At 62.7% G+C, this 26,521-nt stretch carries 29 protein-coding genes; 19 read left to right on the top strand and 10 right to left on the bottom strand.

Annotation, left to right across the window (positions count from 1 at the left end):
• Positions 1-51: 51 nt before the first annotated feature.
• The 3 genes from AC1DW2_RS00665 to AC1DW2_RS00655 are packed head-to-tail and all read left to right on the top strand — an operon-like array spanning position 52 to position 4,059.
• Positions 52-1,458: a DegQ family serine endoprotease gene (locus AC1DW2_RS00665; RefSeq protein ID WP_354240574.1), complete on the top strand. Its 1,407-nt coding sequence runs from the start codon at positions 52-54 to the stop codon at positions 1,456-1,458.
• Complete coding sequence (locus AC1DW2_RS00660; RefSeq protein WP_028151184.1) at positions 1,455-2,792, top strand: replication-associated recombination protein A; 1,338 nt, start codon at positions 1,455-1,457, stop codon at positions 2,790-2,792. The genes AC1DW2_RS00665 and AC1DW2_RS00660 overlap by 4 nt, the downstream gene beginning before the upstream one ends.
• A gap of 52 nt (positions 2,793-2,844) precedes the next feature.
• Complete coding sequence (locus AC1DW2_RS00655) at positions 2,845-4,059, top strand: RluA family pseudouridine synthase (protein ID WP_354099940.1); 1,215 nt, start codon at positions 2,845-2,847, stop codon at positions 4,057-4,059.
• Positions 4,060-4,256: 197 nt separating this feature from the next.
• On the opposite strand, the gene AC1DW2_RS00650 is transcribed toward AC1DW2_RS00655, so the two are convergent.
• Complete coding sequence (locus AC1DW2_RS00650) at positions 4,257-4,703, bottom strand: hypothetical protein (RefSeq protein WP_477005055.1); 447 nt, start codon at positions 4,701-4,703, stop codon at positions 4,257-4,259.
• A gap of 74 nt (positions 4,704-4,777) precedes the next feature.
• On the opposite strand from AC1DW2_RS00650, the gene AC1DW2_RS00645 reads away from it, so the two are divergent.
• The gene (locus AC1DW2_RS00645; protein WP_477005054.1) at positions 4,778-5,572 is read left to right on the top strand and encodes an ATP12 family chaperone protein; all 795 of its coding nucleotides are present in this window, start codon (positions 4,778-4,780) and stop codon (positions 5,570-5,572) included.
• A 316-nt stretch (positions 5,573-5,888) separates the two neighbouring features.
• Positions 5,889-6,122 carry a hypothetical protein gene (locus tag AC1DW2_RS00640; protein WP_477005053.1) on the top strand — a complete coding sequence of 78 codons (234 nt, stop codon included), beginning with the start codon at positions 5,889-5,891 and terminating at the stop codon, positions 6,120-6,122.
• Between the two features lie 130 nt (positions 6,123-6,252).
• Here the strand turns inward: AC1DW2_RS00640 and AC1DW2_RS00635 are convergent, their stop codons facing one another.
• The 3 genes from AC1DW2_RS00635 to AC1DW2_RS00625 form a co-directional block, all read right to left on the bottom strand.
• Positions 6,253-6,402, bottom strand: coding sequence for a hypothetical protein (locus tag AC1DW2_RS00635; RefSeq protein WP_477005052.1), 150 nt, complete (start codon positions 6,400-6,402; stop codon positions 6,253-6,255).
• A 565-nt stretch (positions 6,403-6,967) separates the two neighbouring features.
• Positions 6,968-7,225 (bottom strand): hypothetical protein, encoded by a 258-nt coding sequence (locus tag AC1DW2_RS00630; RefSeq protein ID WP_477005051.1) that lies wholly within the window; start codon positions 7,223-7,225, stop codon positions 6,968-6,970.
• A 306-nt stretch (positions 7,226-7,531) separates the two neighbouring features.
• Positions 7,532-7,888 (bottom strand): hypothetical protein, encoded by a 357-nt coding sequence (locus tag AC1DW2_RS00625; protein ID WP_477005050.1) that lies wholly within the window; start codon positions 7,886-7,888, stop codon positions 7,532-7,534.
• 443 nt (positions 7,889-8,331) lie between these two features.
• On the opposite strand from AC1DW2_RS00625, the gene AC1DW2_RS00620 reads away from it, so the two are divergent.
• From AC1DW2_RS00620 to AC1DW2_RS00595, 6 genes are all read left to right on the top strand, one after another.
• Positions 8,332-9,999, top strand: coding sequence for an arylsulfatase (locus AC1DW2_RS00620; protein WP_477005049.1), 1,668 nt, complete (start codon positions 8,332-8,334; stop codon positions 9,997-9,999).
• A gap of 260 nt (positions 10,000-10,259) precedes the next feature.
• Positions 10,260-10,451, top strand: a complete 192-nt coding sequence (locus tag AC1DW2_RS00615) for a hypothetical protein (protein WP_477005048.1) — start codon at positions 10,260-10,262, stop codon at positions 10,449-10,451.
• A 12-nt stretch (positions 10,452-10,463) separates the two neighbouring features.
• A complete protein-coding gene (locus AC1DW2_RS00610) occupies positions 10,464-11,126 on the top strand; it encodes an SOS response-associated peptidase (protein WP_477005047.1) in 663 nt (220 codons plus the stop codon).
• Positions 11,127-11,146: 20 nt separating this feature from the next.
• Positions 11,147-11,791, top strand: a complete 645-nt coding sequence (locus tag AC1DW2_RS00605) for a hypothetical protein (protein ID WP_477005046.1) — start codon at positions 11,147-11,149, stop codon at positions 11,789-11,791.
• A gap of 121 nt (positions 11,792-11,912) precedes the next feature.
• The gene (locus AC1DW2_RS00600; RefSeq protein ID WP_477005045.1) at positions 11,913-13,079 is read left to right on the top strand and encodes a hypothetical protein; all 1,167 of its coding nucleotides are present in this window, start codon (positions 11,913-11,915) and stop codon (positions 13,077-13,079) included.
• 313 nt (positions 13,080-13,392) lie between these two features.
• A complete protein-coding gene (locus AC1DW2_RS00595; RefSeq protein ID WP_477005044.1) occupies positions 13,393-13,671 on the top strand; it encodes a hypothetical protein in 279 nt (92 codons plus the stop codon).
• 414 nt (positions 13,672-14,085) lie between these two features.
• On the opposite strand, the gene AC1DW2_RS00590 is transcribed toward AC1DW2_RS00595, so the two are convergent.
• From AC1DW2_RS00590 to AC1DW2_RS00570, 5 genes are all read right to left on the bottom strand, one after another.
• On the bottom strand, positions 14,086-15,141 hold the full coding sequence (locus AC1DW2_RS00590; protein WP_477005043.1) for a hypothetical protein: 1,056 nt from the start codon (positions 15,139-15,141) through the stop codon (positions 14,086-14,088).
• A 109-nt stretch (positions 15,142-15,250) separates the two neighbouring features.
• Complete coding sequence (locus tag AC1DW2_RS00585) at positions 15,251-15,607, bottom strand: hypothetical protein (protein ID WP_477005042.1); 357 nt, start codon at positions 15,605-15,607, stop codon at positions 15,251-15,253.
• Entirely contained in the window at positions 15,604-16,020 is a 417-nt protein-coding gene (locus AC1DW2_RS00580) for a hypothetical protein (RefSeq protein ID WP_477005041.1), read from the bottom strand. The genes AC1DW2_RS00585 and AC1DW2_RS00580 overlap by 4 nt, the downstream gene beginning before the upstream one ends.
• Positions 16,017-16,556 carry a hypothetical protein gene (locus AC1DW2_RS00575; RefSeq protein WP_477005040.1) on the bottom strand — a complete coding sequence of 180 codons (540 nt, stop codon included), beginning with the start codon at positions 16,554-16,556 and terminating at the stop codon, positions 16,017-16,019. Before AC1DW2_RS00575 ends, AC1DW2_RS00580 begins: the two co-directional genes overlap by 4 nt.
• A 219-nt stretch (positions 16,557-16,775) precedes the next feature.
• On the bottom strand, positions 16,776-17,942 hold the full coding sequence (locus AC1DW2_RS00570) for an AAA family ATPase (protein WP_063982612.1): 1,167 nt from the start codon (positions 17,940-17,942) through the stop codon (positions 16,776-16,778).
• Positions 17,943-18,116: 174 nt separating this feature from the next.
• Between AC1DW2_RS00570 and AC1DW2_RS00565 the strand changes: the two genes are divergently transcribed.
• From AC1DW2_RS00565 to AC1DW2_RS00530, 8 genes are all read left to right on the top strand, one after another.
• A complete protein-coding gene (locus tag AC1DW2_RS00565) occupies positions 18,117-18,713 on the top strand; it encodes a hypothetical protein (RefSeq protein ID WP_063982613.1) in 597 nt (198 codons plus the stop codon).
• 469 nt (positions 18,714-19,182) lie between these two features.
• Positions 19,183-19,470, top strand: coding sequence for a helix-turn-helix transcriptional regulator (locus tag AC1DW2_RS00560; RefSeq protein WP_187388023.1), 288 nt, complete (start codon positions 19,183-19,185; stop codon positions 19,468-19,470).
• Positions 19,439-20,731, top strand: coding sequence for a tyrosine-type recombinase/integrase (locus AC1DW2_RS00555; protein WP_477005039.1), 1,293 nt, complete (start codon positions 19,439-19,441; stop codon positions 20,729-20,731). The genes AC1DW2_RS00560 and AC1DW2_RS00555 overlap by 32 nt, the downstream gene beginning before the upstream one ends.
• Positions 20,732-20,888: 157 nt before the next feature.
• On the top strand, positions 20,889-22,481 hold the full coding sequence (fliK, locus tag AC1DW2_RS00550) for a flagellar hook-length control protein FliK (protein WP_477005038.1): 1,593 nt from the start codon (positions 20,889-20,891) through the stop codon (positions 22,479-22,481).
• On the top strand, positions 22,478-22,741 hold the full coding sequence (locus AC1DW2_RS00545; RefSeq protein ID WP_028151179.1) for an EscU/YscU/HrcU family type III secretion system export apparatus switch protein: 264 nt from the start codon (positions 22,478-22,480) through the stop codon (positions 22,739-22,741). The genes fliK and AC1DW2_RS00545 overlap by 4 nt, the downstream gene beginning before the upstream one ends.
• 88 nt (positions 22,742-22,829) lie before the next feature.
• A complete protein-coding gene (blaOXA, locus tag AC1DW2_RS00540) occupies positions 22,830-23,687 on the top strand; it encodes a class D beta-lactamase (protein WP_477005037.1) in 858 nt (285 codons plus the stop codon).
• 63 nt (positions 23,688-23,750) lie between these two features.
• A complete protein-coding gene (locus tag AC1DW2_RS00535) occupies positions 23,751-24,407 on the top strand; it encodes a carboxymuconolactone decarboxylase family protein (RefSeq protein WP_166342271.1) in 657 nt (218 codons plus the stop codon).
• A 128-nt stretch (positions 24,408-24,535) separates the two neighbouring features.
• Positions 24,536-25,360 (top strand): IS5 family transposase, encoded by an 825-nt coding sequence (locus AC1DW2_RS00530; protein ID WP_477005036.1) that lies wholly within the window; start codon positions 24,536-24,538, stop codon positions 25,358-25,360.
• A gap of 124 nt (positions 25,361-25,484) precedes the next feature.
• Here the strand turns inward: AC1DW2_RS00530 and AC1DW2_RS00525 are convergent, their stop codons facing one another.
• Entirely contained in the window at positions 25,485-26,480 is a 996-nt protein-coding gene (locus AC1DW2_RS00525) for a dienelactone hydrolase family protein (protein ID WP_477005035.1), read from the bottom strand.
• Positions 26,481-26,521: the final 41 nt, after the last annotated feature.

Below are 26,521 nucleotides of genomic sequence, written 5' to 3'. Positions count from 1 at the left end.
TATTGGCGGGCGAACGCGCCTATATTCCGGCGTCTTTTCCGAGAGGTAGGAATGTTTCGATCGACCCGGACCGCCGTCATCACGGCATTGTGCATAGCGTTTTCAGCCCACCTCAATCCGGCCGCCGCGCAGGACCGTCGTGTCCCGTCCTCGCCCGCCGAGCTGCGGCTGTCCTATGCGCCGATCGTGCAGCGGGTGCAGCCGGCCGTCGTCAACGTCTACGCCGCCAAGGTGGTGCAGAACCGCAATCCGCTGCTGGACGACCCGATCTTCCGCCGCTTCTTCGGCGTACCGGGCCAGCAGCCCGAGCAGATGCAGCGCTCGCTCGGCTCCGGTGTCATCGTCGATGCCTCCGGCCTCGTCGTCACCAACGTCCACGTCATCGAGGGCGCGGACCAGGTGAAAGTATCGCTGTCGGACAAGCGGGAATTCGAGGCCGAGATCCTGCTGAAGGATCCGCGCACCGATCTCGCCGTGCTGCGCCTGAAGGACACCAAGGAAAAGTTTCCGACCCTGGACTTCACCAATTCCGACGAGCTGCTGGTTGGCGACGTCGTGCTCGCGATCGGCAATCCCTTCGGCGTCGGCCAGACCGTGACCCACGGCATCATCTCGGCGCTCGCGCGCACCCAAGTCGGCATCACCGACTACCAGTTCTTCATCCAGACCGATGCGGCCATCAATCCCGGCAATTCCGGCGGCGCGCTGGTCGATATGAGCGGAAAGCTCGCCGGCATCAATACCGCGATCTATTCGCGCTCCGGCGGCTCGCAAGGCATCGGCTTTGCGATCCCCGCCAACATGGTGCGCGTCGTCGTGGCCTCCGCCAAGAGCGGCGGCAAGGCGGTGAAGCGGCCGTGGCTAGGGGCAAAATTGCAGGCGGTGACGCCCGAGATCGCCGAGAGCCTCGGCCTGCGTTCGCCGACCGGCGCGCTGGTCGCAAGCGTGGTCTCGACCGGCCCTGCGGCCAAGGCCGGCCTGAAATCCTCCGACCTCATCACCGGGATCGACGGCCAGACCGTGGATGATCCCAACGCCTTCGATTACCGTTTCGCCACGCGTCCGCTCGGCGGCACGGCGCAGATCGACGTGCAGCGCGGCGGTAAGCCACTCAAGGTCACGATCTCGCTCGAGACCGCACCCGACTCCGGCCGCAACGAACTCGTCGTCACCGCGCGCTCGCCGTTCCAGGGCGCGAAGGTCTCGTCCATCACGCCGGCGGTTGCCGACGAGCTGCATCTGGACGCCGACACCGAAGGCGTCGTGATCACCGATCTCGGCGGCGACAGCGCGGCTGCGAGTGTCGGCTTCCAGAAGGGCGACATCATCCTCGCCGTCAACAACCAGAAGATCGGCAGGACTGCCGACCTCGAAAAGGCGGCGGGCGAACGGCCGCGGATCTGGCGCATCACGCTGGTGCGTGGCGGCCAGCAGATCAACGTCACGCTGGGCGGATGAGCCCGAAGCGACCACAGGAGACGCCAACTCTCTTCGCCGCGGCGGGGCTCGACCACGAGGCTCCGCATCCGCTGCCGGACCGGCTGCGCCCGCGCGCGCTGTCGGAGGTCGTTGGCCAGGACCATATCCTCGGTCCCGACGGTGCGCTGACGCGCATGCTGGAGACGCGCACGCTCGGCTCGCTGGTGTTCTGGGGCCCGCCCGGCACCGGCAAGACCACGGTGGCGCGGCTGCTGGCGGATGCGACGGATCTGCATTTCGAGCAGATCTCCGCGGTGTTCTCCGGCGTCGCCGATCTGAAGAAGGCGTTTGACGCCGCACGCGCCCGCCGCGAGATGGGCAAGGGCACGCTGTTGTTCGTCGACGAGGTGCATCGCTTCAATCGCGCCCAGCAGGATTCGTTTCTGCCCGTCATGGAAGACGGCACCGTCGTGATGGTCGGCGCGACCACCGAAAACCCGTCCTTTGAGCTCAACGCGGCGTTGCTCTCTCGCGCGCGCGTGCTGGTGTTTCGCTCGCTCGATGCCGCCGCGATCGAAAAACTGTTCGCGCATGCCGAAGAGGTCGAGGGCCGCAAGCTGCCGCTCGATGACGAGGCGCGCGCTGTGCTGGTGCGCATGGCCGACGGCGACGGCCGGGCCTCGCTGACGCTTGTCGAGGAGGTCTGGCGTTCGGCGCGGGCGGACGAGATTTTCAACGCGGCGCAGTTGCAGGAGATCCTGCAGCGCCGCGCGCCGATCTACGACAAGTCGGCCGACGGTCACTACAACCTGATCTCGGCGCTGCATAAGTCGGTGCGGGGCTCCGACCCCGACGCCGCGCTGTATTACCTCGCGCGCATGCTCGATGCCGGCGAGGACCCGCTGTTCCTGGCCCGCCGCGTCGTACGCATGGCGGTCGAGGACATCGGCCTTGCCGATCCGCAGGCGCTCGTCATTGCCAACGCGGCCAAGGACGCCTTCGACTTCCTCGGCCATCCCGAGGGCGAGCTCGCGATCGCGCAAGCCGTCGTCTATCTCGCCACCGCGCCGAAATCGAATGCCGTCTACACGGCTTTCAAGGCCGCGATGCAGGTCGCAAAACAGGCCGGCTCGCTGCTACCGCCAAAGCACATCCTCAATTCCCCGACCAAGCTGATGAAGTCGGAGGGCTACGGCGCGGCCTACGAATACGACCACGACGCCCCCGACGCCTTCTCCGGCCAGGACTACTTTCCGGAAGCCCTGGGCCGCCAGACCTTCTACGACCCGCCCGAGCGCGGTTTTGAGCGCGAGATCCGCAAGCGGCTGGATTACTGGGCCAAGCTGCGGAAGGAGCGGGGAGGCTCGCGCTAGAAGCGGCCATTTCGCCGTGACGGGAGCCGGCTTTTAGGGTACGCAGGCAACCATGAGCCGCCGCATCAAGAGAATGAACCCAAAGCCCCGCTCGCGTGACGAGCGCGACGATTCGCGTCCGTTCAAGGCGCGCACTGCGAAGAAGGCGGGACCACGGCCGGGTGGCAAGCCGGGTGCGAAGCCGCCGCGCTTTGCGGCGGAGCGTGCTGAGCGGCGGCCGCCCAAGGCTGCGCCCGAAGCGCCTGCGCCGGCAAAGCCCGTCGAGGCGCTGCTGCCGACGAAGGTGCAGACCGTCAAGGTGACGGCTGACGAGAACAACATGCGCGTCGATCGTTTCCTGGAAGCGCGCTTTCCCGGCCTGTCGTTCTCCCACATCCAGCGCGTCGTCCGCAAAGGCGAGCTGCGCGTGGACGGCAAGCGTGTCGACAGCAAGGATCGGCTGGAGGAGGGCCAGAGCGTCCGCATTCCGCCGTTGAAGCTCGACACGCCGAAGGCCGCCGGTGAGCTGTCGGAAGGTGCCCAAAAGACGCTTCAGGCGCTCAAAGAGATGACGATCTACGAGGACGACGACGTCCTCGTCCTGAACAAGCCTCTCGGCCTCGCCGTGCAGGGTGGCTCGGGCATGACACGGCACATCGACCAGATGCTGGAGGTGATGCGCGATTCCAAGGGTCAGAAGCCGCGCCTGGTGCACCGCATCGACCGGGAGACCTCGGGTTGTCTCCTGATCGCCAAGACGCGGTTTGCCGCCTCGCATCTGACCGGCGCGTTCCGTTCGCGGTCCGCGCGAAAAACCTATTGGGCGCTGGTGCCGGGTCTGCCGAAGCCGAAGCAGGGCCGCATCTCGACCTTCCTCGCGAAGGAAGAGAGCGAGGACGACACCATCATGCGCATCGCCCAGCATGGCGACGAAGGTGCCAGCCACGCGGTGACGTATTATGCGGTGGTCGAGACCGCCGGCAACAAGCTGACCTGGGTGTCGCTGAAGCCGGTGACGGGCCGCACCCACCAGCTGCGCGCCCACATGGAGCATATCGGCCACCCCATCGTCGGCGATCCCAAATATTTCAACATCGAGAACTGGCAGCTGCCGGGCGGCTTGCAAAACCGGCTGCATCTGCTGGCGCGCCGCATCGTCATTCCGCATCCCCGCGGCGGCGTGATCGACGCCACCGCGCCATTGCCGCCGCACATGCAGCAGTCGTGGAATCTGCTCGGGCTCGATGCGAGCCGGTTTGATCCGATCGAGAACGCGCCGGAAGAGTAGGGATTGGACGTGCCGGCTGCGGCAGTTGCGCGACCGAGTAAGCCACATTCTCCGGTGTCATCGCCCGCCTTGTGCACAATTGCGCACTGGGGCGGGCGATCCAGTACTCCGAGACGGCCGCGGTTGAATCGATAGGCCGCGGCGTACTGGATGCCCCGCCTTCGCGGGGCATGACAGCTGTGAGTCGAACAACCCCCTCACTTCCGAAACTGCTCCAGAAACATCCGCAGACTGTCATGCGGGCTCTCGACATCCGTGATCAGCCAGCCTTCGGGTCCGTTGACCAGGACGAAGTTCAGCGTGACCTTCCGTCCGCGATTGTCGAAATTCGCCGCGACATAGGTCTTGTCGTATTGCCTGCGGACGACCGCGATCGCGACCGGGCCGAGCTTCCAGCTCGGACTCTGCACCAGGAAGTCGTAGGGCTCGACCCTCGGCGCGCTCCAGGCCTTGCGCAGGCTGGGGTCGAAGAATTGCCGGGCGGAGGCGGCATCGCGCGGCAGGCCTTTTGACAGTTCCGGCGCCCCATCGCCGTAATGCGCGTAGACATTGCGGACCAGCGATTCCGGGGTGCGGAAACCGGCGTCCGCCGCGGCCAGCCAGAGCCCGGCGAAAAGGGCCGCAATGCCCGCAAGTTCCCTCATGCGTTGCCGCTCGCTTTATCGGCCGCCGGTCTTGGCTTACAAGCCTAGCATCCAGAGACCGGGGCCGAAACGAGATGCGCGAATTGTTCGATGAGGTTGCGGGGCGGTCCCCGCTCGATCCGCAGGAGGCGGTGCGCCAGGCCGCGCGTACGCCGCGGCGCAAGCGCTTCTACAAGGAGGCGGGCCTGGCCGAGGCCGAGGGCGGTTTCGCCATCACGCTGGACGGCAGGCCGATCCGGACGCCATCTGCCCGGCAGGTGGTGATCCCGTCGCGCGCGCTGGCCGATGCTGTGGCCGCGGAATGGGCGGCCCAGGGCGAGACGATTAATCCCGTGACCATGCCGCTGATGCGGATCGCCAACAGCGTCGTCGAGGGTGTCATCGATCGCGTCGAGCTCGTCAGCGACGACCTTGCAAAATACTTCGAGACCGACCTGCTGTTCTATCGCGCCGGCCACCCCGAAGGGCTGGTCGCCCGCGAGGCCACGCATTGGGACCCCGTGCTGTTCTGGGCCGCGGAGACGCTGGGCGCGCATTTCATCCTGTCCGAGGGCATCATGCATGTGAAGCAGCCGGACGAGGCCGTTCAGGCCGCCCGCGCCGCGCTGCCCGGTGATCCCTGGTCGATCGCGGCGCTCCACGTGGTCACGACCCTGACCGGTTCTGCGCTGCTGGCGCTGGCGCTCGCCCATGGCGTGCGCGATGCCGGCCAGGTCTGGGCCGCCGCCCATGTCGACGAGGACTGGAACGCCGAGAAATGGGGCGTGGACGAGGAGGCGGCTGCCCGCCGCGCCGCCCGCCTGAAGGATTTTCAGGCCGCCGTGGCGGTTTTGGCGGCCGTGAAGCCGCAAGCGGACAAAGGTCCTTAACGAGAGGGAAAGGACCAATCGAGCAAAATCAAGCGTTTCCCACGCACGGTTTCCCACTTCCTCTGACTGGCCGCGCACAGCGGCGCACGCCGCCCGGCCGATTTCCGGGCGAAGCTTAAAGCCGCAGCGCCGCGTTTCCGCCCTCCCGCCCATCGCTGCGGCCCGGGGTCGGGTGCCGCGCTCCCGGTGCGCTGTACGGCCTTCTAATGGCCGATAACGCCTGCGGCTTGCCGTCGTTGTCTGAGGTTGAACCGGCGACTATCGCTTCCGTCTGGGCGAGCACTGCCGCTCCCGTCCATTGGAAAGCGAACTGAAAATGAATTTCGAAAGCAGCACCGATGTCGTCTCCATCACCAGCGATGACGGCGACGCCCTGGTCCCCGGCACGCAAGCCCGTGCGGTGGCACAGCAGGAAGCCAACGCGACCGGCAAGCCTGTCACGATCCGCAACCCCGTCACCGACGAGGTGCTGGCGACCATCAGACCAGCGTCGGTCGAGCAACCCGCACACCGCGACGCTGGCGCGCTCGACGTGGTGATGCCGCGCTGACGGGATGCCGCGCGGTGGGTTTGTACCCGGTCGATCACGTCGGTGAGCGATAAGGCTTGTGTTCAAGGTCACGTTGATCTTCGTTACCGGGGCAGGCCGGTTCAGTTTCGATCGGGCATCGTAGCCGACATCATTTCAAGTTGGGCTTGAAAGCTTCCTCGATCACTCGGCGGATGCTCTTTGAGAGCGGTTTCAGGGCCTCGCTCACGAAGGCGAAGAGAAGCATCAGCCACGTCGCAAGCGCGGCACACCACAGCAGCACTTCCAATATCTCAGGCATGATGACCTCAAAAATAACTACTCTGAAACGGGGCAAGGGCGCGCCTTAGCGGGTCTAAATCCCCAAAACCCAAACCGCAACAATCGTCCCGAGCACGGCTAGGCCGGAGATTGTCCAGCCTGTGACGTAGACCGCACCATCCGTTTCAGGTCTATCGACCATCGTGTCATGCCAGTGGGTCATGACAGCCTCCGAGAGATTTGCCTCTGTAGGTAGGTCGCCGCCAGCGGCTCAAGGTTCAAACCCTCGGCGTTGCCGAGACGCCCTTCCGGCAGGCGGATGCTGCTTTCAGCCCACCGCGCGTGCGGGGGCTCAATAAGGTTCAATGTCGGGAGCCGGACAGACAGCACTAACGTTTGGATTTAACTTAAGCCATGGCGGGACTGCTGCCCCGTCCATAAGGACGGCTCCAGCAATTGCCGCCAGCCCCCAATGCTGGGGCCGCTTTCTTCAGGCCGCTACCATCGCAGCACTGCAGGGGGTGTCTGCAATGACGGATCGATCCCACGAGATCGCGTCGGACGACGACCTCCGTAATCTCGCCCGCGTTGTCTCAGCTTGCACATTAGGCCTCTGGGCATTTGCTGTAGGTTTGCTGATCGGGGTCTTTCTGTTTTCGTGATCGAGGGCCTGCCTCGTCCTTGTCCGGCCCGGCGGCAGCTTCGCCCGCCGCCCGCAGAAGGCTGGCAATATCGGCATCCGAAATCGTGAAGCGAGCCGGATCAATCGCGACCAGCGCCCCGTCACCGACGAGGTGCTTGCGACCGTCAGGCCAGCGTCCGTCGAGAGGACCGCAAAGGGTTTCGAGAACGCTGGCGCTCAACGTGGTGATGGCGCGATGACGTGATGCCGTCCTAATCTGATGGCAAAATCCCGTTTCGTTTTAATTTTCATGAATGAGCAATTTTGACCATTAGCTCGCGTTGTTTTGCGGAACAGTATCTCCATCACCGCTCTATTCTCGGCATCCATCGGTGACGGAGACCCGCCCGATCTTGGGAGGTTTATGGGAGGTGCCCACGCCGGTTTTCCCCAACCTCCCGAGGAGTGATCGCAATGACACCAGATGAACCAACGGTAGAGGAAGTTGTGAAGGCACCAGAGGCAGCTCCGGCTGTGGAGGCAACTCCTACGGAGGCTCCGGCTGTGGAGGCTCCGGCGGATGCACCGGCTGCGGTTGAAGCACCGAAGGCAGAGTAGTGATGGTTACGGCCCCCGGCGAAGGGGGTCCCTTTGCCGGGGTGGTCACCAAAGGCAATTGTTTCAGCAGCAAGGCAATATCGGCATCCGAAATTGTGAAGGTGGCAGGATCGACCGGGGCCGCGAGCGGCGCGGTCCTGACCCGCCGCAGGAGCCAAGCGCGGAATTCTCGCCGGTCAAGGCGCAGCGCCGCCTTCAGGCCCGCTTGGAAAAACCGCTCGCGCTGCGCCGGATTGAGCCTCGACCAGCCCTGCATTGTGGCCTCAAACAGATCAATGCGCCGCATCTGGCGAGCCTTTGAAAAAGCAGATGCAGCAAACAAACATCGAAAAACGTAAAAGGCAAATATGCTGAAGGGGCGCGGTCGCGCGGTCCCCGCGGAGAGCGACACGCCCCAAAGGACCCAAACGGGACGTCACGACCTCGCGCGTTCTTGTTTTCGCTGCGTCGGCCCCCCCTTGATCTGGATCAATGGAATTCAGACCGCTTTGTGCCGGTCTCTCACCGAGCACTCGCCCTGCCCATGTAGCACGGCGAGTGCTTCGCGGTTCTGAGCAAACTTTCCATGCATTTGGCGCGGTGCCTTTGACGCCCGCAAAAAAAGAGGGTGACGCCATGTTTCGCTGCAAACACAAGGATGCAAACTCTTGCACCCCAAACCTGCTGTGCAACGTTGCGACAGGTCGGCACAAACGATCCTGCGCCGCGCTTCTCGGCGCTACGGCACTGATGTCGCTGTCGCTGTCCGGACCGGCGACAGCGCAAACACCGCAGAAGCCAAACATCATCTTCATTATGGGCGATGACATCGGCTATATGCAGCCGCGCATCTATCACCAAGGCCTGATGGTCGGCGAGACGCCCAACATCGACAAGATCGGGCAGGAAGGCGCGAAGTTCACCGACTACTACGCCGAGCAGAGTTGCACGGCAGGGCGCAATGCCTTCTTCACGGGAATGAACCCACTGCGCACCGGCATGATCATGCCGCAACTCCCGGGCAGCCCGTCATATCTGCTGCCCCGCACACCGACGATCGCCAAGTTCCTGCTTGATCTCGGCTACACTACCGGCGAGTTCGGCAAGAACCATCTGGGCGACCACACCGATGCTCTGCCGACCGCCCACGGCTTCCAAGAGTTCTGGGGCTACCTGTATCACCTCGATGCGATGCAAGGGGTGAGCTTCCCCGACATCAACAATACTCCCACGGAGCAGGGCGTCGCGCCGCCGTGCAAGAACACGCTGATCCCCGGCGTGCCTGAAGTCCCCGGCGCGGTGGACCCGAGAGCAGCAGTTTGTCTGACCCCGCCGCGTCCCGTGCTTGCGTGCAAGTCCGACGGCTCAGCCCAGAATATGATGTGCAAGGATGAAGGTCCGCTGACCTTGGAGCGCTCGAAGACGGTGGACGAGGAGATTTCGGCAAAGGTCGTTGACTTCATGGACCGCAACGATCCCAAGAAGACCAACAAGCCGTTCTTCGTCTGGTATAACCCGGCCCGCATGCACATCACCACCGTGCTGTCGGACAAGTACTTGGCGATGGTGGGCACGCGTGGCGGCAAGGACTGGGGCGTCAACGAAGCCGGTATGAAGCAGATGGATGACAACATCGGCGTGGTAATGAAGAAGCTCGAAGACATGGGCCAACTCAATAACACCATCGTCGTCTTTACGACCGACAACGGCGCGGAGACCCAGACCTTCCCGGACGGCGGCACCACTCCCTTCAAGGGCAGCAAGGTCACCACGTGGGAGGGTGGCATGCGCGCCCCGGCGGTCATTCGCTGGCCCGGCGTCATCAAACCCGGCACAGTCAAGGAAGGCATTTTCGCGTCTCTCGATTGGCTGCCCACCCTCGTCGAGATCGCCGGTGGCCCGAAGAGCGACGGACTGAAGAAGCAGATCGAGGCCGGTCAATATCCCGGCATCGTGAAAACGACACTCGACGGTGTGAACCAGCTCGACTATCTGAGCGGCAAGTCGGAGAAGTCGGCGCGCGATACCTTCTTCTACTATTCCGGCAAGGAGCCTTCGGCGGTCCGGTACAAGAACTGGAAGATGTACTTCGCGATGGTCTCCGACAGCCCAGAGGGCTTCACGGTAGGGGTGGTTCCCTATCACTGGACCCAGATCGTCAACATCAAACGCGATCCCTTTGAGACTTCCATCGGCTCGCAAATCAAGACGCTCATGTCGCTGGGCGGAGCTATCGCTGCACCCATGACCGCTTATCAATATGACTGGAACATGCTGCCCATCGGCCAGCTGTTATGGCTGAAGGAGCTGGAGAGCTACGTTCCTTTCCCGCCGATGCAAAATCCGGCGAGCTACAACCTCGAGCAGGTCATTCAGCGGGTGAAGGAAATGAAGGTGATCAATAAAGCGAGCGAATAACCGGCGTCGAGCCAACATGACTACCGAGCGGACGTCCCGTGGGGCGTCCGCTAACCCAGCCCATAGGTGTCAGCTTCTGGGTGGCAATGTGGACATCGCAGTCCCTTGCGGTGAGACCTTGGCCGCGTCGTCTCCTCCGTTGTGCCCAGCACGCCGTCCACAACCATCTGTAGCGGCTTGCCTATCCATCGTGGCCGGACGGAGTTGTTTGCTATTTCTGCTGCTCGCGATATTCTGATCATCGGCTGGGGGGCCTTAGAATGTTCGATGTGTATCTGAACAACAGGCGCGATCTGTTGGTTGTGCGCAATGGTTTGCCAATTCCTTTTCCCGACGTGTCAAGCAGATGGCGCAAAAAGAAAAAAGTGGCGAGCGTCAGCGAGGACATTAAGCTCGCCGTTCAGAGGCAAGGCTACTACATGCGCAAGCTAACGGACTTCAACAAGCGGTAGTCCGCAAAGCGCATGTGTAACCTTTACAGCATCACGACCAACCAAGCCGCGATCATCGCACTCTTCCGCGTCGTCAACCGCTATGTCGGCAACCTCGCACCGATGCCGGGCGTGTTTCCAGATTATCCGGCTCCGGTGGTGCGCAACACCGAGATGGGCCGCGAGCTGGTAATGATGCGATGGGGCATGCCGCCGCCACCGCGCACGGGCGGGCCGCCGGTCACCAATATCCGCAACACGTCATCGCCGCACTGGCGCGGCTGGCTAAAGCCGGAGAACCGATGTCTGGTGCCGTTCAACAGCTTTGCGGAATATGCGCCGGAGCCGAACCCCGAAACCAAGAAAAAAGATGTCGTCTGGTTCGCACTCAACGAGGATCGACCGCTCACGGCCTTCGCTGGCATCTGGACCACGTTCAACGGTGATCGCGGCACCAAGTCGAAGCCAGTGCCGGGGCCGCATCAGGTCTATGGCTTCCTCACGACTGCGCCGAACGCGGTGGTCGAACCGATCCATCCTAAGGCGATGCCGGTAATCCTGACCACCGACGAAGAACGGGACGTTTGGATGCGCGCGCCGTGGGATGAGGCGAAGGCGTTGCAGCGACCATTGCCGGATGATGCACTGAAGATTGTGGCGCGTAGCGCTGACAAGGAAGACAAGGCGACGGCATAGGCAGACCCAATGGATGAAACATGTCGGTTGCTAAGTTAGACCCGCGTCTGTTGGCGCTGTATTGCAGTCTCATGGAGGAGATCAAGCGGCGCATCGATGTTGTGTCTTCCATCACGCAACGTCGCATTGCCGTCCCCGAGATTGTTGCGATTGAACTCGCCTATCTACAGCTCAGAATGATCTGCGAGTTGATTGCTCTCGCTTGTCTGACAGCGCACGGGGACGTTCCGGAGACGAAGGCAAAGCGGCTAACTAAAGCGTATAACGCCGATCAGATCATGAAATTGCTCGCAACCTTGCATCCGGGGTTCTACCCCGTTCCGGGGCGACAAGTACATGATGAAGCCGGTAAAGTGATCAATATTACCGTAGTCAATGAACCTCACCTGACCAAAAGCGAATTGCAGCGGCTATACGGAGAATGCGGAGACTTCCTCCATCGAGGAAACTTGGAACAGTTAATGAAAGGCCGGAGCTTGCCCAAGTTCTCTCAAATAGAAGGTTGGATTGGGAAGATAACAGTCCTTCTCAATCATCATCAAATACAACTAGTTGACGCCCGCCGCCAACTTTGGGTCTTGATGGAAGCGGAGCACGATGGTCGGGTGCACGCCGCTGAATTCCACGAAATGGAAGGCCCAATGCCACTCCAGAGCACAAGATGACGCTCGATGGGGGGAGCCCCGGTCTGACTGCCGTGGGCGTGACCGGCACTTGATAAGAATGGCCATACATGCCAGCCCAGCTATCGCAAGTTGACGCGAGCAGCGAGGACCGTCCCTGCCAATGAGTGCCACTCCGACCCGCACATACAATCCCCTTCCATTCACCGACCTCGAACCAAAGCGGTTCGAAGATTTGGTGCGGCAGCTTGTCTACGATTTTCGCCCGTGGCGGAGACTAGAGGCGACCGGGCGATCCGGCTCAGACGATGGTTTCGATGCCCGCGCCCTTGAGATTGTCGAGGCACCGGACGCGACTGCGGCGGTGGATCAGGATGAACCGGAGGATGAGACAGCGTTCGATGGCGCGGCAGATCGGCTATGGCTGATCCAGTGCAAGCGGGAGAGGACTATCAGCCCCGCCAAGCTTAAAGCCCACCTTGCCCAAATAAGTCTCGCGCCGGAAGACAAGCTGCACGGGATCATCTTTGCTGCCGCTTGCGACTTCTCGAAGACATCCCGCGATGCATTTTATGGTTGGTGCCGGGATCAAGGTATCAGTGAGGCGGTGATCTGGGGCAAAGGCGAATTAGAGGACCAGTTATACCAACCCAAAAACGACAATCTGCTTTTTGCTTACTTCGGCATTTCCCTAACGATCCGTCGTCGGAGCCAAGCCACGCAGATACGCGCCGAAATAGCGACCAAGCGGAAACTGACGAAGACCGTCGGCAAAAGTTCGGCCCAGATACTCGTACGCGACCCGACGGACACCGAATACCCGACCGTCCCCGAAGGTGAACGGCCGAAAAAATGGCGGGTCTTTCACCCCGAAAGCATAACTCATAGAGGACTAGAGGTAAGCACGTCTTGGTTTCATGCGTACTTAGACCCAACGACCGGCGAGTGGGACGCTGCCGACCTGATAGCGACAAGGCATATGCAGAACGACCCCTGGAAAGTGAACGACCCGGAGAACGAAAAACTAGACCAGGCTGCGTCGGCGATTTGGAATGCTCTGCCAGATGACAACAAAGCATGGTTGAAAGTTACCGGGATAATCCCCTTTGCGAACATCGTGGCAATCGACGACATGGGCGACGATATTGTAACGGGCACCCACATATACGTGCCATTCACACCGAACCAAGGGCCGTTCGACTACTTCTTCGTCAACTTGGAAACAGTGGGGTTTGGGCACCCGAAGCAATGGGGCGACATGGACCCCAAAACTCGCGTCGTTAAGTTTCCGCCCCAGACACGGAAGCTGCCCAAACCCGGCGCGGTCTAAGAGGCCGTTGCCCGTCCTTAAGGCCATGATCGTGCCGCGGCCCGCCGGACGTCGGTTCTCCCAGTTTCCATCGAGTGATCCCGCCCCCTCGAAATGCCGTTTATCGCAACGGTGTCAACGATTTGCGGAAGCGAGCTATAACGCCCTGTCCCCGGTCATCGAGGACGTGCCCGCGCGGTCGATCGCGGCGATCGATACCGCCTCCCGACCTCCCAGCGGCAATTGTCTGGCGAGAACTCGGCTGTCGGATCGCTGCGAACGAGCAAATGCCTCCGCGACGGTTTCGGGTGAACGTCGTGGTAAAAAACCCCGAATGATTTCCAGCGACGGCAAACCTGGCCGCGCGCTTGGAGCGCAAGCCACATGGCGAACATGGGTGAGCGCCGCCTGCGCGGGCTACGCCGGATCATTACGCCGCATCCCGCATGTCGGTAGTCGGCTCAACACGATTGCCGATGCGATCGGGCAGCGCATCGAGTTCCGGCGTGCTGCCGCCGCAACAGCGGATCAGCGCTTCTTTGGTGTGGCAGAAGGATCGCGAGTGCCATTGCTCGCCCTGCCTGCGCTGCACGATCCATGGATGCCAGCGTAACAGACGACCACGCGGGTCTTCCCGTCGCTCAGATGCCGACGACGCGGGGGTAGTCGTTGGATGTCTCGCTGAGCCCGGCTTTTCGCCCGCCGTGGCCTATCACGTGGGATTTCTCGGGCGGGGGTTGTTCGGGGAGCCCAGCCGCTTCCGATTGATCACCAGCGTCCGTAGGGGCGGGAATAGCCATCATCAACTCCGCTTCGTTCAGGGGCGGGCGACGTAGCCCCGACCTATGGCCACGTCGCCCGACGTGACGGTCTCGACACCCGGTGCCGCCGTCGCGTTGGTTGGGCGGAGCAGAAGGAGCCACCGCTCCGCCCGGACAAGACAGCAAGCGCCAGCGAGCCGCCCTGTCTGCGCCGTGCATGCCGGTGAGGAAGCAGGCAGCGAGCCCACCGGCTGCACGATTGGTGTTCATCGGCGCAACAGCCACGAAAGCCCCGGCGATGTTTCCGGCGATGCGTCTGGGCGTGGTGCCGTGATCAGCCGCAGACCAAGCAGCGCGAGCGGTCTGATGTCGCCGCGATGCTCGATCGGCAGACATTGCGCCTGCGCCGTCCAGACCAGCGCACACTCATCACGCTCGACCGCAAGCAGATCGGCCATCACCTCTGCTTCGGCCTTCTGACGCGCTTCGTGCGTCAATGCGGCCTTGTCGTCGGCTTCGGTACTGATCTCGCGGTCGAGCGCGGCGATCAGCGCATCCCGATGCAGCCACGCGACCAGCGCGAGCGCGTCGGCTGTTTCGGTGAAGGCCAGTGAACGACGCTCCGCGTGAACCTCCGATGTGAGGCTCTGCGTCTGGAAATCCACCGACCCATCAAGCTCGACCAACCGGCTGACCGATGGCGTTCCACGCTGCGCCAATGCCTCGATCTGTTCGCGCATGCGCTGCTTGCAGAAGGCGCTCGGGTAAGGCGCGGACGCGATCCGATGCAGGTCGGCGCGCAACTCGCGAACGCGCCGGCGCAAGCGTTCGATGCCCGACAAAACATCCTCGCCCTTGTTCAGCTTCGGCGTCTCAGTCTCGATCTCCTCGAGCGTGGTGCCGTGCGGCTTCCCATCTCGCAGCCAGCTCTCGCAGGCAGCCAGCGCGGCGGATGCTGCATGCCATGCCGCCGTCCGCACCTCCCGCAATTCTGTCAGTCGCTTCAAATCGGCAGTCATCTTTTCGAGATGCTTGATTGCGGATTTGACGCGCGGATCATCCGGCTTGAGGTTGAAGCCAAAATCTTGCGGGTGATCGGTCAGCCGCTTCAATTCATTCGCGGCTTCGATCTTCCTCGTGCTCGCTTCGCGAATAGTCTCGAACTCTGGAATGAGCCGATGCGCATCGGCGGCACGCTGGCGCAGCAGCCGCAGCCGTTCGGCAGCAGCGGGCGGCAGCCACTCGATCACGTCGAGTTGCGACGGGAGGTACACCCCAGCAGAAAACGGTTGCGGGTTTGCGGGTCCGGGTTCGAAGCTCATGTGTCGCCTCCATGATGATGATCGGAGACACGGTGGCGCAGGCCGTTGGCAAAAAATACCGGGGTCGGCTCGATGGCGGGATCAAGTTGCTCTGGCGTGCCGAGCCGCTTCAGCCCCGCTCTCGCTCGCTCGCCCGCAACACCTCGCGGACGAGCCTCTCGCCCGGCAGACGATCCCTGGACTTCAAGATCATCCAGAAAAATTCCCTGATGGCGCCTCGATGTCGATGGGGACAAAGCGCCTCATCGCAATCGCGATCACGTTGCCAAGCGGTTGCGCGATACAGACTGAGCTTGGTGACCAGATCGGCTGCTGCTGAATTGTCGCTCACGCCAATGTAAAACCGATCCGCAGCCGCGATCAGATATCGATCGCGCTCGTCTCGGGACAGCATTTCGGCGGGTGTGGGATGCCCGCGACCAACCGGAAACGCGCCTGCCAATGTTGATGGTCGAACCGGCTTCATCGTCGCGTGTCCAACGGTTCGAAGCGTCCTCCCGGCACCGCTGTCTGCAATGCCGTCGTCGCCGCTCGTTCCAGTGCTTGAAGCGGAAGGTCCGCGCACTCGCAGCAGATACCGCACACGGATGCGGCTGGCGGCTTCGGCGGCACGACTGGCACGCTCAATAACAGCCAGCCGACACGCTGCCGCTCCCAGATCAGCCCACTGCACGCGATGCAGGACCGCATCCGGCGCGGCAGAGCATCCAGCCAAGAGCGGGCGGCGTTCTTTAGGATCGGCACGTCGAGCGGCTGATCGACATCGACGAGATAGGTCAGCAGCGCGCCGGATGTTTCCCGGCGGTAGCGGGCCAGCTCCGATCTGCGAGCGTGACGGTTCACGGCGATGCCCTCCAGGCGATAGGCGATCTGTTTCATCCAGTTGTTCTCAAATCAAAGCTCGCCAGCCTATCGGGCGGCAGCGTTGCGATTTGCGCCCGCTGTTCAGCGAACCGTTTACGCGCGTCCGCATCGGGATGGGTCTGAATGTGATGATCGAGGCATTCGACAATCAGTGCGACAGTCATGGTGATGTCGATCTTTCGCGGCGGAATGACGCCAAGATAGACGTACCATTGCGTAAGCGCAGTTTGCGTCAGGCACGCGGGATCGACCAGCGGCGCACCGCCATCCCGCAAAAAATCCCGGTACTTCACCAGCCGCTTTTGAGGCTCCAGCCGCACCGTCAAACGGGCTTTGCCGCCGAAAATCAGATCGCCATCCTTCCTGTTGAGATCACCGACCTCCATCCTGTGCATGTGCGCCACATCGGCGGCTGTCATGACGTTCGACTGCTGCCGCGTCAGCCAAACCACCGGCAGACCGCCCGACATGAAATCGTCGTCGTTCGGCTTCAGTCCCTCCGCCGCAATCCGGAGAACGGTGCCGGGATGGGTGAAATGGTACAGGTTCATGTTCGCGCTCCTCTCGCTGTTGTCATTGCCTGCTGATCCCGCGCGCCTGACTATCGAGGGTCGGTGGTTCTGAACACCTCCTCCCCTAGGGAGGAGGAGGTGTGTTCAGACCTCCCTCCGAACACCCTTTTGAACAGTTCTGAACAGGCGGTCTGAACATGTTCAGAGGCATTAGCATCTCGATTTGATGGAGTTTTCTCATTGCACCGCCTCCCGTGTTCAGATGTGTTCAGGGTCTGAACATCGGGTGTTCAGATTGGGGGTGTTCTGAAGAAGGGTGTTCAGAGCCTTTTCCCCCTTCTTGGTGAGGTCGATACGGCCCGGCTCCCCAGTGACCAGCTTGTCCTTTTCCAGCTCCTTGAAGGCTCGTTTGACCGCGACGTGATGCGGCTTGCCGTCGCGCAGCTTCCAGCCAAGGTGCCGCGCCAGATCAATCTGTGACGCCTTCCGGTTGGCCGCGTCGCGCAGCGCGACCAGGAGTTCGTCCTGACGGCTCCGCGCCGCTTGGACAATGTCGGCGTGGCCCCGTTCGCTCAGCGGCGATGCTACGACGGTCGGGATCAGCCGCCCTTTGCTGTCCTTCAACTGCTCGTGGGTGACGGTGCGCGTCGTGAAGTGCATCGGCGCGAAGTCAGGCCCTCGGTACTTGCCCTGCCAATGCAGCTCGACCACGCCTGACGCGGTGCGGGCTGCCGTCAAATTGCCGTCCACCTCGTTGAGGAAGGCACCGCCACCGCGCGGGATAAGGTTTTCGTCGCTGGCGTTCTTGACAGGATGGCAGGCTACGATGACGCACGGCTCGCCGAGCATCGTGGTGAGCGGACGCAAGGTGCGCCTCGCATAGTCACCGAACTGCGTGTTGGAGTTTTCATCGTCGCCCTCGAAGTACGCGGCGGCGGTGTCCACGATGATCAGGTTGACGGGGCCGATCTGCTTGATCTCGGTCCGGATACGGTCCTGCATCTCCGAAATCTTGAACACGCCGGGGATGAAGTGAACGTCGAGGGTCTCCAGATCGAAGCCCATCTGCTGCGCTAAGGCGATCCAGCGCATCCGCACGTCGTCGGCGTTCTCGCCAGCGAGGTACACCACGCGGCCCTTCTCAACGTCGCGGTCAACGATCTTTTTGCCCTCCGCAACGTGCGCAGCGATCAACAACAGGATCGCGGTCTTGCCTGCTCCGGTTTTGCCGGTGATGCTGTAGAGAAAGCGCCGCTGCAACAGACCGAAGATGACGTAGTCGGGCGGCACGAAGCCCTGGACAAATCCCGCACTCGACAAGATCAGCCGCCGGTCGCTCCAGCTTGCGGGCCTCGACGGCGCGGCGCGCACCTCATTGCTGCGTACTTGCTCGCGCAGAATATCATTGGCGTCGCGCGGCTTCATGTGAACGCTCCCGCTGACGGCAGAACCTCGGCGAAGATGCCGTGAGCTGTGAGCCGTCCGGCAGACGACCTGAAGGTTCATGTTGCCGCTCGGCCGACGCCATCTGTAATTTCGTCAAATGGGAGCTTGACAGCGTTTACCTCCATTTGCAATGGTTACCGATGGGTACTCGTCATGGCGACACTTAGTCAGTTGGTGGCAGGCATAGCCGCTGTGGAAGGGATCGATGCGGAGCGCGTCGGCGCTATCGCACGAGCTATTCGTGAACACGGCCTCATCAGGACTTCAGGGCGAGGAACCTCGGCCGCGCAAATGTCGGCACCAGACGCGGCGAACTTGTTGATCGCCGCTAACATGGCCGATACGGCGCGCACCGCGCCTGCCGCTGTTACACAATACCGAGCGCTTAGAGCGAAGCGAAATAAGCAAACGAGCGAGTTCGGCAGCGAACTCGAGGAGATGATTTCAGCGGCCAAGCAGGACTGCTTGGCCGACTATATTACGAAGATGGTCGGACTTCTGGGCACACGCGGCCACGTTCTCGGTAGAAAGCGTTTCCTCAACGAGACGTACGGGATCTCGATTGAATTCGAGAAGCCTATTCCTAGCGTGATTGTCGGAATTTCGGTTTTGAACTTCATCCACTCGGACGCCATCTCGTTCGGTGAACATCCGGGGCAGTCATCCGCCGAGGCGCGTGGTGATCGCAGGGAAAGAACAAGGATCACCCAGCGAACAATTCAAGCTGTCGCCAATGTTCTTCGCATGTAGGAGTGAGGCATGAAGGTGCAGGATAACGATTGCATCGCTGACGACTTGCTCGAAGGGGCAGAAGAAATCGCACGCTTTATATTTGGCTCCCCGAGCAAACGACGGCGCGTCTACCATCTTGCTGCACATTCAGGCATGCCGCTATTTCGGCTGGGTGAAGTTATCTGTGGCCGCCGGAGTACGTTGCTCGCCTGGATAGCCGAACAAGAGAAGGCGACGCGACCGAGGAGTTCGCGATGACCGCAGCGAAGCAAGCCGAACGCGCGAAGGCTGCCGCTGCCGCTGAGGGGCCGGGAAACGGCCCACCAGGGCGGCCCCAGAGGCGGGGGCGGGGTGATTTGCCCAGCGAGGGCGCGGCCCAGGCGGGGGCCTGAGGTCGCCGGGTCCAAGGGTCTGAAATGGTTGCGGTTTTTCGAGTTTTTTAAGCGTCGTCCTGGGCGGGGTTCCCGCGTAAATTGGGGGTGCGTTCGTGGGCAGGAAATTGGCGGATGGTCTGTCATACCCACCGCGCGCCATGCGGGCCGAACAGGCTGCGGCCTATCTGTCGATTTCGACCCGGTTTTTCTATGAACTGGTCGATGCCGAGAAGATGCCGCCCCCAGTGAAGCTGGGAACGGCTTCACTCTGGGATCGTCGTGAACTGGATGCTGCCTTCGATAATTTGAAGGACGAGCCGGGGAGCGAGAGTTCTTTGCTGCGACGCCTGCGCGAACTGGAGCAAGCACATGTTGCAAAGGGTCGAAGTCCAAAGGACTGACTATCTCTACCGAAAGGTCGCCAAGGGGCGGCCTTATTTGTATTTCCGTTTCCCGAAGGAGTTTGGTGTCAAGCTGGTCTCGCTGCCGGTCGATGAAGCCAGCAAGGCGTTTCAGCACCAGTACGACCTCTGCCGCGCCAAGCTGCGCAAGTTGGAAGCCGACCGGGACAAGGTGAAGCCCGCGCCGCGCGTGAAGCTCGCCCGTTCGCTGCCCGGCACCATCGGCAAGGCGATTGAGACCTATCGCGTGTCGGACAGCTTCACGGGGCTCAAGCCGGGCACGCAGACGATCTACATCGGGCGGCTGGACAAGCTGAAAGCGCAATTCGGCAATGAGCCGCTGCGGGAGGTGAACCGCGATGCCGCCGAGCGGATGGCCAGCGAGATGGACTACCTTGCGCGTCTCGACCGGGTTAAGGCGAAGTACGGCAGTGAGATTGACGGCGACGCCGCCCAGCGGCTCATGAACAAGGCGAGCCCGCAGATGTGGGACCTGTACATCACGCTGCTCTCCAACATCTGGAAGGCGGCGCGCGCGGCCGACCCGGACAACGTGATCTTCGGTATCCGCAAGCTGCCTAGCCCCACCTTGGAGATTGATCAGAAGCACAAGGACACTCACTGCCAGCCGCACCTGCGCTGGCCCGACGATCTGATCGAGCGCTTTGACGAGACGGCCCCCGATTACCTCGTGCTGGCCCGGATGGTGCTGCACTTCACCAGCCAGCGCGGCGGCGACGCCGTGCGGATGAAGTGGGAGCATTACGACGGCAAGGGCGTCAAGGTGTGGCCGGAAAAGACCACCAGGAAGGGCATGGTGCTGGAGCCCGCCTACCACCTGCTACCGGACGTGCTGATCGAGGCGCTCGACAAGGCGAAGGAGGAGACCGCCACGTCGGACTACATCCTCGTCAGCTCCGAGGGTCGGAAGTGGGCGACCCGGCGGTCGATGAGCCAAGCGATCAAGGCGCATCTGGTCATGATTGGGGCCCGCATGCCGAAGCAGAAGAAGGGCTATACCGCCCATGGCCTGCGCCACACCGGGGCCTCTGAGGTCGCCGCGCTTCCGGGCGCTAACTCCAAGGGCGTGCAGACCATCACCGGCCACAAGTCCCTACGCCAGCCGGAACGCTACATGGAGCAAGCCGACAAGGCCCGGATCAATGAGGCGATGGTCGAGGCGTGGAACGCCGACATCGCGCGCCGTCAGGCCGAGCGTGCTGCTCGCCGCAAGGCCGCCATCAAGCTGGTGAAGCGCTGAGAACAGACCAAAAACAGGCCGAGAACGACCCCGTGGGAAACCGCCCCCAAGAAGTGGGAAACCCAGTGGGAAATCATTCAATACATTCGATTAGTCCTTTACGAGAGGTTTACGACGGGGCCTTAGGGTGGGGCCAGCGTTCCCAGGGCCCCTTCAGATGCCGACCCCGATAAGCTCGATCGTTCCCGTCAGTGCCGCCAGCCCTGTGGCTGATGCGGCGACGCCCGATCTTGTGCTCCAGGCCGGCAGCGTCGTGGACGCAAGGGTCGTCAGCGTGATGGCCGACAATCTGGTGCGGATCGCGATCGCCAATCTGTCGATGGATGTGATGTCCGAGGTGTCGCTGACACCGGGGCAAAATCTCCAGCTCGCAGTGTCGCAGAACGACGGCAACATCAGGCTCGCCATCATGAACGAGGCAGGCGAGGCGACGGCCGATCAGATCACGCTGACGCCGCGGGCGGTGTCACTCGTGGACAGCCCGTCGCTGGCGCCATCTGCGACCACCGCACGCAACACGCTGACGCCGTTGGAGCAGGTCGCCGTCACCGTGGCTTCGGCCGAGGCGGCGACAAAACAGGGCAGTCAGGCGCCGCTGTTCGCCAATCTCGCCTCCGTCGTCACCGGCAGCGATCTGCCGGCGGGACTGAAGCAGGCGGTGCTGGACGTGCTGGCGCAGCAGACGCCGCTCAACACCGCCCTCGACGGCGGTGATATCGAATCCGCCTTCCAGAAGTCCGGTCTGTTTCTCGAGGCGTCATTGGCCGCAGGCGCAACGCCGTCCTCCGGCACAATGCCGGACCTGAAGGCCGCGCTGCTGGTGCTGCGCCAGACATTGGCCACGCTCGAGACCGCCGCGCCACAGGCGCAAGGCGCCGCGATCGCTACGGCGGGGACACCGCAGGTCGCCGCCGTGCCGGGTCAGGCTGCATCGCCGTCGACCGAGCTCGATATGGCCCAACAGCCGCAGATGCCGCGCAGCGCCAATCTCGCAGCCGCCGTGCTCGCCGATATCGCCGGCGGCGCTCCGCAGGCCGCGATGCCGCGAACCATGTCCGCCGGCCTTGCCGCGGCCCTCCTTCAAGAGGTCACGCAAAACCTGCCGCGCCTGATCGGCAACGTGCCGGGCTCCAACAAGGCCGTGCCCGACGGCCATCTCTTCGAGGCCGCGGCGCGCGCGACACCGCCGCCGTTCCGCGGCGCGCTGCCGGCGCCGCAGGCGATCGCCTCGCCATCGCTCGCGCCGGATACGCCGCTCTCCGCAACGGTGCACCGTCTGCTCAACGACACCGATGCCGCGATCGCGCGGCAGACCTTGCTGCAAGTCGCTTCGCTGCCCGATCGCACAGATGCCTCCGGCCATCGCATCGACCCGGCCGTGCCGCAATGGAATTTCGAGATTCCCTTTGCGACCCCGCAGGGCACCGCGATGGCGCAGTTCGAGATCTCGCGCGACGGCGGCAACGAGTCCTCTGATCCCGCCAAGCGCGCCTGGCGCGCGCGCTTCACGCTCAATGTCGAGCCGGCCGGCCCCGTGCATGCGCTGATCACGCTCAACGGCGACAAGACTTTTGTGCGGATGTGGGCGGAGCGGCCCGCGACCGCGCAGCAGCTCCGCGCCGGCATCGGCGAGCTGAATCAAGCCCTGACGAGAGCCGAGCTCAAGCCCGGTGACATCCTGGTGCGCGACGGCGCGCCGCCGCAGCCGGCGCCGGCCCGCGCCGGCCACTTCCTGGATCGCGCCACATGAGCGATCCATCCAAGCTCGCAATTGCGCTGCACTACGAGAAGGGCAGCAACGCGCCCGTCGTCGTTGCCAAGGGCAAGGGCACGATCGGCGAAAAGATCGTCGAGATCGCCAAGGCCAACGACATCCCGATCGAGGAGAACGAGATCTTGGCCGGCGCGCTGTCCAAGGTCGAGCTCGGCGAGGAGATTCCGCCAGATCTCTACAAGGCCGTCGCCGAAGTGCTGGTGTTCGTGCTGCGGCTGTCGGGCCGGGGGCGGTAGAGCATGATCCGGAAAAGTGTGCAGCGGTTTTCCGACAAGATCATGCTCAAGAAATAACCTGTCATCGTTTCACCACGATAGCGGCTGCATGGTCGCGGCCATCTTCATTGCTCAACGGATACTGCTCGTGCTCACCCGCCGTTCCACCCTCGGCCTTCTCGCCGCAGCTGCCACCATGCCGCAGCGCGCGTTCAGCCACGTCGCGCCGCCGCGCAACGAGATTCGCGACAGCCTCGCAAAGCGCTTCACCGATCTTGGCACGGCAGGCACCTTCGTCGGCTACAAGGTCGAGGACTATCTGATCGTCGCGAGCGACAAGGACCGTTCGGGCGAAGCGACGCTGCCGGCCTCGACCTTCAAGATTCCGAACTCGCTGATTGCGCTCGAGACCGGCGTCGTCACCGATCCCGACAAGGACGTGTTCCCCTGGGACGGCGTGAAGCGGCCGATCGAGGCCTGGAACAAGGACCACACGATGCGCAGCGCTATCGCGGTCAGCGCCGTGCCGGTCTATCAGGAGATCGCGCGCCGGATCGGGCAAGAGCGGATGCAAAAGTATGTCGACATGTTCGACTACGGCAATCGCGATATCGGCGGCGGCATCGACCAGTTCTGGCTCACCGGGAATTTGCGCATCGACCCGGTCGAGCAGATCGATTTCGTCGACCGGCTGCGCCGCCGCGCGCTGCCGATCAGCAAGCGCAGCCAGGATCTCGTCGCCGATATCCTGCCGGTGACCAAGGTCGGCGACAGCGTCATCCGCGCCAAATCCGGCTTGCTCGGCGCCGAGCGCGGCGAGCCGTCGCTCGGCTGGATGGTCGGCTGGACCGAGAAGGGTGAGGCGCACACCGTGTTCGCGCTCAACATGGATTGCAAGGAGCCGCGTCTCGTCGGCGAGCGTATGCCGTTGACGCAAGCCTGCCTTGCCGAGATCGGCGCGATCTAGCTGGCGCGTACGAACCTGCTAGCATCCTTCCGACCAAACAAAAGAAAAGGTCGGGAGGATAAAATGAATTCAACGCCACTCTGGCTGTCGTCGCTCACGTTGGCCGCCGCCGGCGGATGGCTTGCCGCGACGATGTTTGCCGCACCCGCCACCAGCAAGGAGCCGCGCTTTCCGCAGCTCACCATGGACCAGCTCGACGCCAAGCAGAAGCCGCTCGGCGAGCAGATCATGAAGGTGTCGAGCGTCGGCATCGGCGGGCCCTACAATCCGATGATCCGCAGCCCGGTGCTCGGCCAGCGACTGTTCGACCTGTTCTACTATCTGCGCTGGGAAACCTCGGTCCCGACCAAGCTGAATGAGTTCGCGATCCTGATCATCGGGCGGCAGTGGCGCTCGCAGGTGGAATGGTTCGCGCACGCGCCGCTGGCGGCCAAGGCGGGCCTGTCGGCGGATATCATCGCGGAGCTGAAGGCCAACAAGCGGCCGTCGAAAATGGCCGATGACGAGGCCGTGGTCTACGACTTCGTCACCGAGATCACCACGACCAAGAAAGTTTCCGACGAGACCTACACGCGGGCGAAGAAGGTGTTTAGCGATCAGCAGATCGTCGATCTCACCGCGGTTGCCGGCAATTACGTGATGGTCGCGATGCTGCTGGCGATGGCCGAAGAGACGGTGCCGCCGGACAAGCAGGAGCCGTTCAAGCCGGGCGAGCCGTAGCGGTTTTTGTTGCGGCCATCCTTCGAGACGCCCGCTGCGCGGGCTCCTCAGAGCCTGACCGAAAAAGGTGAGCGGTTTTGGCGGGCTTGTGATTCCTTCGGATTTGCAAAGATTCGAGGGAGGACACCATGCCGTGGACCAAAGCCGCTCGTATCCAGTATCAGCGCAGTGGACTGCGTTACACAAGTGATCTGACCGATGCAGAGTGGGCGTTGATCGCCCGGAAGATGCCGCCGCGACGGCGATTGGGCCGGCCGCGGGAGGTCAATCTGCGCGAGATCGTGCAGGCGATCTTCTATATTCTGTCGAGCGGCTGCCAATGGCGCGCCTTGCCGAAGGAGTTCCCGCCATACTCGACGGTGCAGGGCTATTTTTACGCCTGGCGCGACACGGGTAGATGGCAGGAGATCGTCGAAGCTATGGTTCGGAAGGCGCGCCGGAAATTGGGACGAAAGCCCAAACCGACAGCTGCCGTCATCGATAGCCAGACCGCCTCAACGACAGAGGCCGGCGGGCCACGCGGATTCGACGCCGGCAAACGCCTCTATGGACGCAAGCGCCATATCGTGACCGACACCAACGGTCTCTTGCTGGCTGCGTATGTTCATCCCGCCAACATTCAGGATGTCCATGGGGCCGTTCCCCTGTTGGAGGGCTTGCGAGGCCGCTTCCCGAGACTTGAACATGTCTTTGCCGATCGGATTTATCGCGGCAAACAGCTCGTCAACGCACTCTCAGACTGCGGGCCGTGGACGATCGAGATCGTCGAGCGACCGCTCGGGGTCAAAGGCTTCCAGCTCCTTCCCAGGCGTTGGGTCGTCGAGCGTACCTTTGCATGGTTCGGCCGATGTCGGCGCCTCGCCAAAGACTTCGAAGGTTCTGCCGCCACTGAACTTGCCTGGCTGCTCGCCGCCCACCTGAGGCTCCTAACTCGCCGCCTGGCTAGATCCTGAAGACGCGTACCCTTTTTGAGTCAGGCTCTCAGGATGAGGACCTGTATCGTGGCGAGATATCAGACCCTCATGGTGAGGAGCCCGCGAAAGCGGGCGTCTCGAACCATGAAGGCCCGCCTGCTTCTCACCCCAACTTGAACAGCGCTTGCAAAAATTCCTCCACCGCCTTGCGCGACTCGGCGGCGGTCGTGGGGTTGCCGCCGACATGTGGGTTGAGCTCGACGCAGGAATCCTTGTAGGTGAACGGCGCGTTGGTATCGCCGTTCATCAGCACGCCGCCGTCGCTTTCCTTGATACGGCAGTTGCGCACGGTCTGCGCGTTGGCCGACACCGCAACGGCGCTGACGCCGAGCAGGCCGCTGTCGAAGCCGTGCGCGCTGTCGGGGTATTCGGTCAGCACCACATCGCGCCCGGCCGTCTTGAGCCGTCCGACGAACGCCTTGCAGCTCGTCACGGGATTGTAGTCGTCGGGCGTGCCATGGAAGATGCGGATCGGGCGTGCGGCGACGTCGCCGTCGCTTTGATACGTCGTCGAGCAATCCGGATAGAAGGGAATGTAAGCCGCGAACTGCACGCCGGACTTGTTCCAGAGCTTGTTGAAGCGATCGAGGCTCGCATAGAGCGTCGCCTGTCCGCCGCGCGAGAAGCCCATCAGCACGATGCGGTCAGGATCGACGCGGGGATGCTTCGCAAGAATCTCCAGTGAGCGGTAGATGTCGACGATCAGGTTGAGCCGGCCGAGCAGGGCCTGGTTCGGCCCCACCACCGTCAGCCCGCGGCCGGTAAAACCGTCGATCACGAAGGTCGAGATGCCCATGGCGTTGAAAGCGTGCACCCAGGCCTCGGTCGTGGCGCCGACGCCGCTCGAGCCGTGCATCAGCACCACGACGGGAAGCTTGCCGGTGCCCTGGGCGACGCGGAATTCGCCAGCGACCGTCACCGGCTTGCCGGCCGCCGCATCGCCGCTGAGGAATTGCTGGTCGGAGAGGGTGAGCGAGGGGATCGGGTAGATCTCGGCGCGGGTGGCGACTTCCTTCGGCAGGGATTGCGCGTTGGCGCCAATGCCGGCGAGCAGTGTTGAAATGCAGAGCGCCATAGCGACGCGGAATGCCGTCGGCATCGTGATCCTCCCCCATGATTTTCATGGAGTAGAACAACCGG

It is taken from the genome of Bradyrhizobium sp. P3_C3 (genome assembly GCF_056402655.1).
Note: the sequence above shows the minus strand (reverse complement) of the source record. Positions and strands in the feature narration are given on the sequence as shown.

What these genes read in the sequence shown, in the direction of transcription:
- AC1DW2_RS00665 (WP_354240574.1), top strand. Translation starts at nt 52, where the DNA reads ATGTTTCGATCGACCCGGACCGCCGTCATCACGGCATTGTGCATAGCG.
- AC1DW2_RS00660 (WP_028151184.1), top strand. Translation starts at nt 1,455, where the DNA reads ATGAGCCCGAAGCGACCACAGGAGACGCCAACTCTCTTCGCCGCGGCG.
- AC1DW2_RS00655 (WP_354099940.1), top strand. Translation starts at nt 2,845, where the DNA reads ATGAGCCGCCGCATCAAGAGAATGAACCCAAAGCCCCGCTCGCGTGAC.
- AC1DW2_RS00650 (WP_477005055.1), bottom strand. Translation starts at nt 4,703, where the DNA reads ATGAGGGAACTTGCGGGCATTGCGGCCCTTTTCGCCGGGCTCTGGCTG.
- AC1DW2_RS00645 (WP_477005054.1), top strand. Translation starts at nt 4,778, where the DNA reads ATGCGCGAATTGTTCGATGAGGTTGCGGGGCGGTCCCCGCTCGATCCG.
- AC1DW2_RS00640 (WP_477005053.1), top strand. Translation starts at nt 5,889, where the DNA reads ATGAATTTCGAAAGCAGCACCGATGTCGTCTCCATCACCAGCGATGAC.
- AC1DW2_RS00635 (WP_477005052.1), bottom strand. Translation starts at nt 6,402, where the DNA reads ATGCCTGAGATATTGGAAGTGCTGCTGTGGTGTGCCGCGCTTGCGACG.
- AC1DW2_RS00625 (WP_477005050.1), bottom strand. Translation starts at nt 7,888, where the DNA reads ATGCGGCGCATTGATCTGTTTGAGGCCACAATGCAGGGCTGGTCGAGG.
- AC1DW2_RS00620 (WP_477005049.1), top strand. Translation starts at nt 8,332, where the DNA reads ATGTCGCTGTCGCTGTCCGGACCGGCGACAGCGCAAACACCGCAGAAG.
- AC1DW2_RS00615 (WP_477005048.1), top strand. Translation starts at nt 10,260, where the DNA reads ATGTTCGATGTGTATCTGAACAACAGGCGCGATCTGTTGGTTGTGCGC.
- AC1DW2_RS00610 (WP_477005047.1), top strand. Translation starts at nt 10,464, where the DNA reads ATGTGTAACCTTTACAGCATCACGACCAACCAAGCCGCGATCATCGCA.
- AC1DW2_RS00605 (WP_477005046.1), top strand. Translation starts at nt 11,147, where the DNA reads ATGTCGGTTGCTAAGTTAGACCCGCGTCTGTTGGCGCTGTATTGCAGT.
- AC1DW2_RS00600 (WP_477005045.1), top strand. Translation starts at nt 11,913, where the DNA reads ATGAGTGCCACTCCGACCCGCACATACAATCCCCTTCCATTCACCGAC.
- AC1DW2_RS00595 (WP_477005044.1), top strand. Translation starts at nt 13,393, where the DNA reads ATGATTTCCAGCGACGGCAAACCTGGCCGCGCGCTTGGAGCGCAAGCC.
- AC1DW2_RS00590 (WP_477005043.1), bottom strand. Translation starts at nt 15,141, where the DNA reads ATGAGCTTCGAACCCGGACCCGCAAACCCGCAACCGTTTTCTGCTGGG.
- AC1DW2_RS00585 (WP_477005042.1), bottom strand. Translation starts at nt 15,607, where the DNA reads ATGAAGCCGGTTCGACCATCAACATTGGCAGGCGCGTTTCCGGTTGGT.
- AC1DW2_RS00580 (WP_477005041.1), bottom strand. Translation starts at nt 16,020, where the DNA reads ATGAAACAGATCGCCTATCGCCTGGAGGGCATCGCCGTGAACCGTCAC.
- AC1DW2_RS00575 (WP_477005040.1), bottom strand. Translation starts at nt 16,556, where the DNA reads ATGAACCTGTACCATTTCACCCATCCCGGCACCGTTCTCCGGATTGCG.
- AC1DW2_RS00570 (WP_063982612.1), bottom strand. Translation starts at nt 17,942, where the DNA reads ATGAAGCCGCGCGACGCCAATGATATTCTGCGCGAGCAAGTACGCAGC.
- AC1DW2_RS00565 (WP_063982613.1), top strand. Translation starts at nt 18,117, where the DNA reads ATGGCGACACTTAGTCAGTTGGTGGCAGGCATAGCCGCTGTGGAAGGG.
- AC1DW2_RS00555 (WP_477005039.1), top strand. Translation starts at nt 19,439, where the DNA reads ATGTTGCAAAGGGTCGAAGTCCAAAGGACTGACTATCTCTACCGAAAG.
- fliK (WP_477005038.1), top strand. Translation starts at nt 20,889, where the DNA reads ATGCCGACCCCGATAAGCTCGATCGTTCCCGTCAGTGCCGCCAGCCCT.
- AC1DW2_RS00545 (WP_028151179.1), top strand. Translation starts at nt 22,478, where the DNA reads ATGAGCGATCCATCCAAGCTCGCAATTGCGCTGCACTACGAGAAGGGC.
- blaOXA (WP_477005037.1), top strand. Translation starts at nt 22,830, where the DNA reads ATGGTCGCGGCCATCTTCATTGCTCAACGGATACTGCTCGTGCTCACC.
- AC1DW2_RS00535 (WP_166342271.1), top strand. Translation starts at nt 23,751, where the DNA reads ATGAATTCAACGCCACTCTGGCTGTCGTCGCTCACGTTGGCCGCCGCC.
- AC1DW2_RS00530 (WP_477005036.1), top strand. Translation starts at nt 24,536, where the DNA reads ATGCCGTGGACCAAAGCCGCTCGTATCCAGTATCAGCGCAGTGGACTG.
- AC1DW2_RS00525 (WP_477005035.1), bottom strand. Translation starts at nt 26,480, where the DNA reads ATGCCGACGGCATTCCGCGTCGCTATGGCGCTCTGCATTTCAACACTG.